11 protein-coding genes are annotated in these 12,135 nt (G+C 70.7%); 3 read left to right on the plus strand and 8 right to left on the minus strand.

Going from position 1 to position 12,135, the window contains the following annotated elements; translation table 11 throughout:
* The first annotated feature begins 12 nt into the window (after positions 1 to 12).
* On the plus strand, positions 13 to 1,977 hold the full coding sequence (locus tag G3576_RS06235; protein WP_164693492.1) for a methyl-accepting chemotaxis protein: 1,965 nt from the start codon (positions 13 to 15) through the stop codon (positions 1,975 to 1,977).
* A 233-nt stretch (positions 1,978 to 2,210) separates the two neighbouring features.
* Here G3576_RS06235 and G3576_RS06240 read toward each other — a convergent pair whose 3' ends face one another.
* Genes G3576_RS06240 through G3576_RS06250 form a run of 3 tightly spaced genes read right to left on the minus strand, consistent with a single transcriptional unit; the run spans position 2,211 to position 4,712 of the window.
* Positions 2,211 to 2,711 carry a DUF934 domain-containing protein gene (locus tag G3576_RS06240; protein WP_164693493.1) on the minus strand — a complete coding sequence of 167 codons (501 nt, stop codon included), beginning with the start codon at positions 2,709 to 2,711 and terminating at the stop codon, positions 2,211 to 2,213.
* Positions 2,698 to 4,389, minus strand: coding sequence for a nitrite/sulfite reductase (locus G3576_RS06245; RefSeq protein ID WP_164693494.1), 1,692 nt, complete (start codon positions 4,387 to 4,389; stop codon positions 2,698 to 2,700). The genes G3576_RS06240 and G3576_RS06245 overlap by 14 nt, the downstream gene beginning before the upstream one ends.
* A 5-nt stretch (positions 4,390 to 4,394) precedes the next feature.
* The gene (locus G3576_RS06250; protein ID WP_164693495.1) at positions 4,395 to 4,712 is read right to left on the minus strand and encodes a DUF2849 domain-containing protein; all 318 of its coding nucleotides are present in this window, start codon (positions 4,710 to 4,712) and stop codon (positions 4,395 to 4,397) included.
* Positions 4,713 to 4,943: 231 nt separating this feature from the next.
* Between G3576_RS06250 and cobA the strand changes: the two genes are divergently transcribed.
* Positions 4,944 to 5,768: a uroporphyrinogen-III C-methyltransferase gene (cobA, locus tag G3576_RS06255; protein ID WP_328728550.1), complete on the plus strand. Its 825-nt coding sequence runs from the start codon at positions 4,944 to 4,946 to the stop codon at positions 5,766 to 5,768.
* Here cobA and G3576_RS06260 read toward each other — a convergent pair.
* A complete protein-coding gene (locus G3576_RS06260; RefSeq protein ID WP_164693496.1) occupies positions 5,728 to 6,180 on the minus strand; it encodes an RrF2 family transcriptional regulator in 453 nt (150 codons plus the stop codon). The genes cobA and G3576_RS06260 overlap by 41 nt on opposite strands.
* Before the next feature lie 138 nt (positions 6,181 to 6,318).
* Here G3576_RS06260 and cysK point away from each other — a divergent pair, with 138 nt between their 5' ends.
* Entirely contained in the window at positions 6,319 to 7,317 is a 999-nt protein-coding gene (gene cysK, locus G3576_RS06265; RefSeq protein ID WP_164693497.1) for a cysteine synthase A, read from the plus strand.
* Positions 7,318 to 7,323: 6 nt separating this feature from the next.
* Here cysK and G3576_RS06270 read toward each other — a convergent pair whose 3' ends face one another.
* From G3576_RS06270 to G3576_RS06285, 4 genes are all read right to left on the minus strand, one after another.
* A complete protein-coding gene (locus tag G3576_RS06270) occupies positions 7,324 to 9,084 on the minus strand; it encodes an ABC transporter transmembrane domain-containing protein (RefSeq protein ID WP_164693498.1) in 1,761 nt (586 codons plus the stop codon).
* Between the two features lie 112 nt (positions 9,085 to 9,196).
* A complete protein-coding gene (locus G3576_RS06275; protein WP_164693499.1) occupies positions 9,197 to 10,516 on the minus strand; it encodes a TRAP transporter large permease in 1,320 nt (439 codons plus the stop codon).
* Positions 10,513 to 11,031, minus strand: a complete 519-nt coding sequence (locus G3576_RS06280; RefSeq protein ID WP_164693500.1) for a TRAP transporter small permease — start codon at positions 11,029 to 11,031, stop codon at positions 10,513 to 10,515. The genes G3576_RS06275 and G3576_RS06280 overlap by 4 nt, the downstream gene beginning before the upstream one ends.
* A 64-nt stretch (positions 11,032 to 11,095) precedes the next feature.
* Positions 11,096 to 12,094, minus strand: a complete 999-nt coding sequence (locus G3576_RS06285; protein WP_164693501.1) for a TRAP transporter substrate-binding protein — start codon at positions 12,092 to 12,094, stop codon at positions 11,096 to 11,098.
* Between the last annotated feature and the right edge of the window lie 41 nt (positions 12,095 to 12,135).

Consider the following 12,135-nt stretch of genomic DNA (forward strand, 5'->3'; position numbering starts at 1 on the left):
GGAGAGTGTTCCATGCCCGACCTGTCGCTGCGCATGCGCCTGCTGGCTGCCATCGGGGGGGCGGCGCTCGTCTCCGGCGCCGCCATGGGCGGCTTCGCCCTCTGGCTCCAGTCCCGCCAGGCCGCGATCGACGAACAGGTCATGGTTGACGCCGTCGCCGAACGCCTCGGCAGCGCGATCGAGGATGAAGGGCGCATCGCGCTCGGCATCGCGACCGCGCTCTCCGGCGACCCCGACCTCCGTCGCGCCGTCCTGGCCAATGACCGCGCCGCGACGCTCGCCATCCTCACCCCCGCCCATCGCGCGCTGACGGAGGCCTATGGCCCCGGCCTGGTCAACGTCGTGCTGCCCCCCGGCATCGCCTTCGCCCGCGCCCATACGCCGGAAGCGCATGGCGACCGCATGGTGCCGCGGCGGGAGACGATCCAGCGCGCCTTCGCGGAAGGCCGCCCCGCCGCGGGCATCGAGCCGGGGCGGGAGAACATCAGCGTGCTCGCCGTGGTGCCGATCCGGCATGAGGGCCGCGTGATCGCCGCCGTCGATGCGGGCTTCTCGCTCGGCCCCACCATCGCGCAACGGCTGCACCGCCAGACCGGCGCGCAGGTGATCCTCCACCGTACCGCCGGCGACCGACTCGTCGTCTTCGGCGCCAGCCGCCAGGGCGGCGGCCTGCTGCCGCCAGAAGCCTTGCAGGCCGCCCTGGCCGGAGAGGTGGTGACGCGCGACGTCCCGCTCGACGGCCGCGATGGCGTCGCCCGTGCGCAACCGCTGCGGAGCCTCGCCGGCGAGATCGTCGGCGTGATCGAACTCTGGCAGGACACCACCGCCATGGCGGAAGCCGCGGCGGCGAAGCGCCTCACCCTGATCGGTGCCCTCGCATTGCTGCTGCTCGGCGCCGGCGCTGCCGCCATCTGGCTGGCGGAGGGCGTGCGCCGCCCCATGACGCAGATCGCCCGCCGCCTGCACGGCATCGCGGAAGGCGAGACGACCTCCCCCGTTCCCTTCCGTGACCGCGGCGACGAACTCGGTGAGATCGCCCGTGCCGCGGAGACGCTCCGCGCCACCACGGAGGAAGCCGCCCGCCTGCGCGCCGAACAGGACCGGCTGCGCGATGCCGCCGAAGCCCAGCGGCGGCAGGCGGCACTTTCCATCGCCAGCCAGCTCGATTCGGAGATCGGCGCCGTCGCCACGGCACTGCGCGGCGCCTCCGACGCGCTCGCCGAGAGCGGCGTCGATTTCGGCCACCGCGCCAGCGCCGCCGGGGACCGCGCCGGCCGTGCCGCCGAAGGCGCCGGCCAGGCCGCCGCGGAAGTCTCCACCGTCGCCGCGGCGACCGAGGAACTCTCCGCCTCCGTCGCCGAGATCACGCGCCAGGTCGCGGAAGCCGCCCGCACGGCCCGCCAGGCGGTGGAGGAAGCCCGCCGCACGGACCAGACGGTGGGCGGCTTGGCGGAAGGCAGCCAGCGCATCGGCCAGGTCGTGCAACTCATCGCCGACATCGCCGCGCGCACCAACCTCCTCGCGCTCAACGCCACCATCGAGGCCGCGCGCGCCGGCGACGCCGGCAAGGGCTTTGCCGTGGTGGCATCCGAAGTGAAGGCCCTCGCCACCCAGACCGCCAAGGCCACCGACGACATCAGCCGCCAGATCGGCGCCATGCAGCAATCGGCCCTGGCCTCCGCCAGCGCCATCCAGGGCATCGCCGGCATCATCGGCACGCTGGACAGCATCGCCGCCGCCATCGCCGCCGCGGTGGACCAGCAGGGCGCCGCCACCCAGGAAATCGCCCGCAGCGTCCAGCAGGCCGCGCAAGGCACCGCCCGCGTCACCACCGAAGTCGCCGCCGTCTCCGCCGGCACCACCAGCCTCGGCGAGGCCGCACGCCAGGTCATCACCCTCGGCGAAGCCGTCGGCGCCCAGGAACGCCGCCTGCAGGAGAACCTGGCGGGGCTGTCGGCGCGGCTGCGCGCGGGGTGAGGGCGGCGTGGGTGGTTCGCGGGGGAAACGCCGTTTCCCCCGCACCCCCTTTGCCAGGGGCCAGCGGGCCCCTGGACCCCAGGCTTTTGCATCACTGGGTGATGGGAGGGGCAAGGCGGTCCCGCTGGCCGGGAACGCGCGCCGTGCCCCTCCCATCACCCAGTGATTGAAGGGGGATCAAAGGGGCCGCTGCCCCTTTGCAGGGGGTGAAGGGGGACGGCGTCCCCCTGCAATCACCCGCGCAACCCCACCCGTCGCCGCAGCAGGTCCGGCGGGCCGTCGCCGGATTGCGAGGGCTGGTAGGCGAGGGGGATGATGTCCCGCATCCGGGTCCATGTCCTCGCGTCGGTGTCGGCGGGCACCTCGATGGAGGAGACGCCGCAGCGCAGCAGGGCGGCGTATTGGTCCGGGATCACGTGCCCGGTGGCGCGGATTTCGCCGGTGTAGCCGTGGTATTCGCGAAGGGCGCGGGCCTGGGTGAAGGCGCGGCCGTCGCGGTGTTTCGGGAGGCTCAGCGCCACCAGCGCCAGGCGCGGCAGCCAGGGGCGGAGGGTGTCAGGATGGGCATCGGGCGGCAGCGCCACGCCGAGGGGCGCGTTGCGGCCTGCCAGCGCCTCGCCGTCGCGGGTCAGCCGCGCCAGACTCACCAGCGCCGCGCCTTCCGGCAGGGCGTCGTCGTCACCGATGGTGGCGAAGGGGTCGGGACGAAGCGCGCCGCCGTCAAGCAGGGGCATAGAGGGCTTCCTTGAAGGGCGCCGGCCCGATGCGGCGGTAGGTGTCCTTGAACAGCTCGCCGGGTTCGCGATGCGCGACATAGGTGCGCACCAGCGTTTCCACGGCGTCCACGACGCTGTCGTAGCTGAAGGCAGGGCCGATCAGCTCGCCGATCGTCGCATCGTTGGTTGCCGATCCGCCGAGCGTGATCTGGTAGACCTCCTCGCCGCGCTTATCGACGCCGAGCAGCCCGATATGGCCGACATGGTGGTGCCCGCAGGCGTTGATGCAGCCGGAGATGTTGACGTGCAGCGTCCCGATGTCGAGTTGCCGGTCGAGGCTCGCGAAGCGTTCGCTGATGCGCTGCGCCACAGGGATGCTGCGTGCGGTGGCCAGCGCGCAGTAATCCATCCCGGGGCAGGCGATGATGTCGCTGATCAGCCCGACATTCGGCGTCGCCAGGCCATGCTGCCGCAACCCCTTCCACAGCGCGTGCAGATCTTCCTGCCGGACATGCGGCAGCACCAGGTTCTGCACATGGCTGACGCGGATCTCGCCGAAGGAGAAGGTCTCGGCCAGTTCGGCGATCGCTTCCATCTGGTCGGCGGAGGCATCGCCCGGGATGCCACCGATCGGCTTGAGGGAGACGACGACGGAGACATAGCCCGGCGCGCTGTGCGGATGCGTGCTGTTCCGCGCCCAGGCCGCGAAGGCCGCGTCCGCTTCCAGCGCGCGGCGGTAGCGCGGCGGGTCGTCCTGCAGGTCCGCGAAAGGCGGCGGCGCGAAATGCGCTCGGATGGCGGCTACGATGCCGGGCTCCAGCCGATAGCGCCCGGCTGGCATCGCCGCGAGTTCCTCCTCCACCAGGCGCCGGAACTCGTCGCCGAGGTCACGGACCAGGATCTTGATGCGCGCCTTGTAGATGTTGTCGCGCTGGCCGAGCGCGTTGTAGACGCGCAGCACCGCTTCCATCGTCTTCAGGAAGTCGGCTTCCGGCACGAAGTCGAACAGTTTCGTGCCGATGATCGGCGTGCGGCCGAGCCCGCCGCCCACCCAGATCTCGAAGCCAATGGTGCCGGCCTCGTTGCGCTTCGCCGTCACGCCGATGTCGTGCACCTGGATCGCCGCGCGGTCATGCGGCGCCCCCGTGATGGCGATCTTGAACTTGCGGGGCAGGTAGGTGAATTCGGGGTGCAGCGTGGACCATTGCCGCAGGATCTCGGCATAGACGCGCGGGTCGACGATCTCGTCCTTGGCGGCGCCGGCGAATTCGTCGGTGGTGACGTTGCGCACGCAGTTGCCGCTGGTCTGGATCGCGTGCATGTCGACATCGGCCAGGGCCTGGAGCATGTCGATCACATCCTCCAGCTTCGTCCAGTTGAACTGGATGTTCTGCCGCGTGGTGAAGTGGCCGAAGCCGCGGTCCCAGCGCCGGGCGATGACGCCGAGCTGCCGCATCTGCCGCGCATCGATCACGCCATAGGGGATGGCGACCCGCAGCATGTAGGCGTGCAGCTGCAGATAGAGGCCGTTCATCAACCGCAGCGGCTTGAACTCGTCTTCCGTCAGCTCGCCGGACAGGCGCCGCGCCACCTGGTCGCGGAACTCCGCGATGCGCGCGGCCAGGAAGTCCCGGTCCACCTCGTCGTAGCGATAGGTGCGGGCATGGGGCGGGATGGCGTGGGTGATCTGGTCCATGGGGGTCAGGACGCCAGCTGGAGGGCCGGGCGCGGCTCTGCATCCACCGAGGGCCCGGCGGCGCGCAGCCTTTCGCGGAACTTCACGGGCACCGGCCCGGGCGATACCTCCACCGCATAGGCGCCGACCACCATCCGCGCCTTCTCCGCGGCCTGGCCCAGCGCCAGCGCGGCGGCGACCTCCTCCGGCGGGAAGATCCGCGCCGCGGCGACCTCCGCCACCCATCCGCCGGCACCGAGCCAAACCACGCGGCCGGTTCGGAGATCATTCGCGGTGACCACCAGCGGGGCGGTGGCGGGGCGGGTCTTCGCCGGTGCGGCCATGGTGGCTTCCTTCTCTGGGGCGCGCGGAGCGCCGCGCTTGGCGTGGCCCGCGCTAATTAACGCGCGCCAGAAGCGTAATCAACGCTCGGCGGCGCGGTATCATCGCGAAATGCCAAAAAATTTCCCCGCTGGTGCGTATTGGCTGTCATACATCGCCCAAAGACCCTATTGGCGATCGTGTTGGAGTATGGTGTTCTCCCGCCCCTGTCTGGTGAAAAGCGATGGTCAACCGTGGATAAGCGCTCCGCCCTCGGCCCGGCCCAGGGCCCGATGCCCGGCGAGGTCTGGCTGGTCGGCGCCGGCCCCGGCGATCCCGGCCTGCTGACCCTTCGCGCGGCGGAGGCGCTGAAGCGCGCCGACCTCGTGCTGCATGATGCGCTGCCCGGCCGCGCGGTGCTGCGCCTCGTGCGCCCAGGCGCGGAGATCGTCCCCGTCGGCAAGCGCAAGGGTGCCGCGCCCGTCACCCAGGCGAGGATCAATGCCCGCCTCATCGCCGGCGCCCGCGCCGGGCTGCGTGTGGTCCGCCTGAAGGGCGGCGACCCCTTCGTCTTCGGCCGGGGCGGGGAGGAAGCGCAGGCGCTGGACGCCGCCGGCATCCCCTGGAAGGTCGTCCCCGGCGTCACCGCCGGCATTGCCGCCCCCGCCGCGGCTGGCATCCCGCTGACCCATCGCGGCGTCGCCAGCGCCGTCACCTTCGTGACCGGACATGACGAGGCCGGCGACCTGCCGGGCGCCGTGAACTGGGACGCCCTCTCGCATCTCGGCGGCACCATCGCCGCCTTCATGGCCCTGTCGCGGCTGGATGAGATCGCGCTCCGCCTGCTGGCCGGCGGCCGCCCCGCCGCGACGCCGGTCGCCATCATCGCCCAGGCGACGACGCCTGATCAGCGGGTCCTGCACAGCACGCTCGGCACCTGCACCCTCGATGCCCGCCGCGCCGGGCTGCCCACGCCGGCCCTGGTCGTGATCGGGGAGGTCGCGGCGCTCGGACTCGGCGCCGCCGTGCCGGCGGCCGTCAGATCGCGAAGTTCAGCGGCTCCGTCGTCGGCCGCTTGAGCCCGGCGGCCTGGGCGCGCTTCAGCAGGTCGTCCAGCGTCTGCCCCGCCAGGCGTTCCCGCAGCCCATCCTCCAGCTCCCGCCACAGCGGCGCCACCACCGCCACCTGCAGCTTCCCGGTCAGGTCGCCCGGCATCGCCTCCGGTTCCTCCGTCACGGCGCTGACGATCTCGATCAGCCTGATGTCGCGCGGCCGGCGCCCGAGCCGATAGCCGCCCTTCGGGCCGCGCACGCTGTCCAGCAGCCCGGTGCGGGACAGCGCCTGGAAGACCGGCTCGATCCCCCGGCGCGCCGCGCCCATCCGCTCCGCCACATCGGCGCCGCCCGTCACCTCGCCGCCCCGCCCGGCGTGGAAGCCGACATCCAGCATCACGGCGATCGCCGTCATGATCCGATCCTGGCGGAGCAGCATTTTTCTCGATTCCCGCGCGTTGGAGATGGCGTTATCTACATTGCCCTGGCGTGATTTTCCAGCCCTGCCATGGACAGGCGGCCGAGGGCGGGCCAGAACATCCCCCGAAACGCCGCGCACCGCCGAAGGCTTCCCCGCATGCCCGACCGTTCCAGCCGGAAACCCGCCCCTGCCGCCGGCCCGTCAGCCTCCCTCCAAGGGGGCCGCATCCATGGCAGCGTGCTCGACATCGTCGGCAATACGCCGATCGTCCGGCTCCCCCGTCTCGAGGCGAAGGAAGGCCTGGCCGCCCGCCTCGCCCTCAAGCTCGAATTCTTCAACCCGCTCGGCTCCGTGAAGGACCGCATCGGCCTCGCCATGGTGGAGGCCGCGGAGCGGGAGGGCCTGATCGCGCCCGGGCGTTCCACGCTGGTCGAACCCACCTCCGGCAATACCGGCATCGCGCTGGCCTTCGTCGCCGCCGCCAAGGGCTATCGCCTGATCGTCGTGATGCCCGACGGCGCCAGCATCGAGCGCCGCAAGATGATGAAGCTGATGGGCGCGGAACTCGAACTCACCCCCGCGCGCCGCGGCATGGCCGGCGCCATCCAGCGCGCGGAGCAGATCATCGCCGCCACCCCCGGCGCCTGGATGCCCCGGCAGTTCGACAACCCCGCCAACCCCTCGGTGCATGAGGCGACGACGGCCGAGGAGATCTGGGCCGACACCGCGGGCGAGGTCGATGCCATCATCGGCGGCGTCGGCACCGGCGGCACCCTGACGGGCATCGCCCGCGCGCTCAAGCCGCGACGCGAGGGACTGCGCATCATCGGCGTGGAGCCCGCCGAATCGGCCGTGCTGTCCGGGGAGGAACCCGGCCCGCACGACATCCAGGGCATCGGCGCCGGCTTCCGCCCCTCCGTTCTCGAACTCGAACGCCTCGATTCCGTCATGCGCGTGTCGGAGCGGGAGGCGCTGGCCGCCGCCCGCCTCTGCGCGCGGGAGGAAGGGCTGCCCATCGGCATCTCCTCCGGCGCCGTGCTGCATGCGGCGCTGGAGGTGGCGCGCGATCCCGCGATGCAGGGCCGCCTCGTCATCGGCATCGCCGCCAGCTTCGCCGAACGCTACCTCAGCACGCGCCTGTTCGAGGGAATCTGACGCACGTCAATTCTCCCCGAACTGCAGCGCCGCGAGCCGGGCATAGAGCCCACCTTCGCGCACCAGCGCCTCATGCGTGCCCATCGCGACGATCCGCCCGGCCTCCATCACCACGATCCGGTCGGCGTTGCGCACCGTCGCCAGGCGATGCGCCACCACCAGCGTGGTGCGGCCGCGCGACAGCGCCTCCAGCGCCTGCTGCACCGCCTGCTCGCTCTCCGCATCCAGCGCGCTCGTCGCCTCGTCCAGCAGCAGGATCGGCGCATCGCGGAGGATGGCGCGCGCGATCGCGATGCGCTGCCGCTGCCCGCCCGACAGCGTGACGCCCCGCGCGCCGAGATGCGTCTCGTAGCCCTGCGGCAGCCTCGCGATGAAGCGATCCGCCGCCGCCGCTTCCGCCGCCCGGCGCACCTCCTCATCGCTGGCATCCGGCCGCCCGTAGCGGATGTTCTCCGCGACCGAGGCCGAGAAGATCGCGGCATCCTGCGGCACGATGCCGATCCGCGCCCGCAGCGCCGCCGGATCGGCCCGCGCCACATCCACCCCATCGACCAGCACGCGCCCGGATTGCGGATCGTAGAAGCGCAGCAGCAGCTGGAAGACGGTGGTCTTGCCGGCGCCGGAGGGCCCGACCAGCGCCACCGTCTCGCCGGGCTCGACGGCCAGGGAGAACCCGTCCAGCGCCGCCGCATCCGGCCGCGTCGGGTAGCGGAAGCTGACCTCCTCGAACGCCAACCGCCCCGCCGCCGGCACGGGCAGCGCCACGGGCACTGGCGGCGCGGCGATGGCAGGCTCCGCGGCCAGGATCTCCAGCAACCGGTCCGCTGCCGCCGCCGCGCGCTGGATCTCCCCCCACAGCTCGCTCATCGTCGCGCTCGAGCTTGCCAGCAGCATGGCGTAGAAGACGAAGGCGGAAAGGTCGCCGCCCGTCATCCGCCCCTCCACCACATCCCGCCCGCCGACCCAGAGGCTGAAGGTGATGGCGCCGAAGCCGAACAGGATGACGGCCAGGATCAGCGCGGTGCGGGATGCGATGCGCCGCAGCGCCGCGGCGACCGAACGCTCCACCTCGGCCGCGAAGCGCCGGCGGTCCTGCGGTTCATGCGTGAAGGCCTGCACGATGCGCAGCCCGTTCAACGCTTCCTCCGCCGTCGCCGCCAGATCCGCCACGCGTTCCTGCGCGGTCTTGGAAAGCCGGCGTTCGCGCCGCCCGAACAGCACCAGCGGCACCACCACCATCGGCAGCACCACCAGCATGATGCCCGCGAGCTTGGCGCTGGTCGCGACCAGCATGACCAGCGCCCCCGCGCCGGTGATGGCGTTGCGCAGCCCCATGGAGATGGCGGAGCCGATCAGCGACTGCAGCAGCGCCACGTCGGCCGTCATCCGCGACAGGATGTCGCCCGTCCGCGCCGTCTCGAAGAAGGAGGGCGAGAGCGACAGCACATGGTCGAAGACGCGCCGGCGCAGGTCCGCCGCTACCCGCTCCCCCAGCCATGACACCAGGTAGTACCGCGCGGAGGTCGCGACCGAGAGGACGGCGACGATGCCCCCCATGACCAGCGCCGCGCTGTCCAGCCCCTCCGCCCCGCCGCTGAAGCCGTTGTCGATCAGCCCCTTCAGCCCCTGGCCGATCGCCAGCGTCATGGCCGCCGCCAGCAGCAGCGCGACGACGGCGCCGATGGCGCGGGGCAGGTAGGGGCGAAGCTGCGGCAGCAGCAGGCGCAGCGAGGTGATCGGCGCGCGGGCGGGGGAGGAGGTGTTCACCCGCCCAAGGTGGCGCTTCCCCCGCCGGTCGGAAAGCCCTCTCCCCCCACAGGGGGGGTTGGACGCATGCGTCCAACGGTGGGTGAGGGAGGCTCCCCCACCCCGAGCAAACCTATTTCAGAAAATCAGGCTCGATCAGCCGCGGCAGCAGCAGCGCCATGTCCGGCCACAGGATCAGCAGCGCCAGGATCCCGAACATCGGCAGCAGCATGATCATCGTGTCCTTCAGCGCATCCGTGATCCGGATTCCCGCCACCGAACAGGCGATCATCAGGCACAGCCCATAGGGCGGCGTCACCAGACCGAAGGCCAGCGACATGATGGAGATCATCGCGAAGTGGATGGGATGCAGCCCTGCATGCTCCGCCATGGGCTGCAGGATGGTGCCGACGATGATGATGGCCGGGATGGCATCCAGGAAGCAGCCGACGATCAGGAAGACGGCGGCGATGAAGAAGCCCGTCAGCACCGGCCCCATGTCCCAGGCGATGACGCCGGACAGCATGGCCTCCGGAATCTTGTAGTAGGCCAGCAGCCAGCCGAAGGCGGAAGCGGTGCCGACGCAGAACAGCGTGATGCCGGACAGCTTGCCCGTATCCATGAAGGCGGTCTTCAGCCCCTTCAGGTCCATCTCCCGATAGACGAAGATGGACAGCGCGCCGGCATAGAGCACGGCGATGCAGGCGGCTTCCGTCGCCGTGAACCAGCCGAAGATCTTGCCGCCGATGATGATGAAGGGCGTCATCAGCGCGGGCACGGAGACGATGAAGGAGGCGAGGAATTCCTTCAGCGTCGCCCGCGTGTAGGTGGGGTAGCCGCGCGCCTTGGCATAGACATGCACGGTCGCCATCTGCGCCACGCCGATCAGCAGCCCCGGCAGCACGCCCGCCAGGAAAAGCCCGCCGATCGAGACCGTCAGCACGCCGCCCCAGACGATCATCAGGATCGAGGGCGGGATGATGACCGCCAGCACGGCGGAGACGGCGGTGATGGCGACGGAGAAGCTGTCATCATACCCCTCCCGCCGCTGCGCATCGATGAAGATCTTGGATTGGCTCGCCGCATCGGCGGTGGAACTGCCGGAGATGCCCGCGAAGAAGATCGACAGCACGACATTGATCTGCGCAAGGCTGCCCGGCATGTGGCCGACGATGGCGCGGGAGAAGCGCACCAGCCGGTCGGTGATGCCACCGATATTCATCAGGTTCGCGGCCAGCAGGAAGAAGGGCACCGCGATCAGGATGAAGCTGTTGAAGCCGTTGAACGTCTCCTGCACCATGATCATGGGCCAGAGGCGATCCTCCAGCAGCAGCGGCGGCAGGCAGGCGAGGCCAAGCGCCACGGCCACCGGCACGCGCAGGAACAGCAGCCCGAAGAAGCCGCCGAACAGGAAGGCCGCGGCCTGCCCGGCCGAAAGGGTGGAGGCCATCATGCGCGCGGTTCCTCGGCACCGGTCAGCACCGCCAGGTCATCCCAGATGCGCTCGGCCATGAAGATCAGGAAGGTGACGCCGGCGACAGGCCAGGCGATGTAGATGGTCCAGAGCGGCAGTTCCGCCAATTCGCTGATGCGGTACCAGGCGCTGTCGGTGAATTCCCAGCCCCACCAGACGAAGACCAGCGCGAAGACCACGACGAAGAAGCCCGCCAGCAGGTCCGCCGCCGCGCGCTGGCGACCCTTCAGGTTGGGGAAGAAGTCGACGGTGAAATGCGTCCCCTCCCGGATCGCGACCATGGCGCCGATCATCACGGTCCAGACCAGCAGGAAGCGGCTCGCCTCCTCCGTCCAGATGTAGCGCGGCAGCAATTCGGTGAAGCGCGCGAAGATCTGCAGCGCGACGGGCGGGATGATGCTGGCCACCGAGAAGACCAGCAGCCATTCGAGGAAGCGGGCGTAGAACTGGTTGAAGCGGCGCAGGGCGCCACGCACGCCGGAATGCGGCGCCATGCGGTGTATTCCTTGAAGGGGCAGGGCAGGAAGCGGGGTGGCACGCGCCACCCCGCGGATCGCCTTACGACGTGATGGCGTTGATGCGGGTCTGGATGCCTTCGGCATCGATCTCCCGCGCATAGGCCGCCATCACCGGCAGCACGGCGGCGTTCATCTGCGCACGCTCCGTGAAGGGGATTCGCCGCAGCCGGCCCGCGGCTTCCAGCGCCGCCACCTTCTGCTCATCCTCCTGGCTCTCCGTCTGGCGGCCGAAGACGCCGGCCTCCCGCCCCGCGCGGCGGATCGCCTCCTGCAGCTCCCGCGGCAGCCGCGCCAGGGTCTGGGAGGAGAAGCAGAGCGGGCGGATGGTGATGGCGTGCTGCGTCATCAGCAGGTTCGGCCCCACCTCGAAGAACCGCATCTGCTCGACACCGGCGGCCTCGTTCTCGCCGGCCTCGATGACGTTGTTCTGGATGGCGTTGTAGACCTCGTTGTAGGCGATGACCTGCGGCGCCATGCCGATCGCCTGGAAGGTGCGCGACCAGATCGGCGCGCCCTGCACGCGCACGCGAAGCCCGCGCAGCTCCGCCATGTTGCGGGCGGGGCGGGAGGAGAAGATGTTGCGGATGCCGCCGCCGGCATAGCCGATCAGCTCGACCCGGGCGCGCCGCGCCACCTCATCCGCCACCGGCTTGAACAGGTCCTGGTCCAGCACCGTGTTCCAATGCGCGAGGTCGCGGAACAGGAAGGGCGCGTCGATGAAGGGGGCGGCGCGGCTGAAGGTGGACATGTGGGCGGGGCTGACGATGGCGTAGTCCACCGCGCGGCCGGCCGACATGTATTCGAAGAACTGCTTCTCCAGCCCCAGCGAGCTGTTCTTGTGCATCACGAAGTTGATGGGCCGGCCGTAATACTGCTTCACCAGCTCCTCGAACCGCGTCATGCAGCGGTTGAAGACGTGCTCGTCATTGAACTGGCTGGCGCCGTTCAGCGTGATCGGGGCCTGGGCGATGACGACATTCGGTGCGGCCAGCAGGCCGGAGGCAGCGGCGATGCCGCCGAGCAAGGCGCGACGTTCCATGGACAAGCTCCCCATTGTTCGGCCGGGTCATCCGCCCGGCT

It is taken from the genome of Falsiroseomonas algicola, assembly GCF_011040385.1.
GTDB lineage: Bacteria > Pseudomonadota > Alphaproteobacteria > Acetobacterales > Acetobacteraceae > Falsiroseomonas > Falsiroseomonas algicola.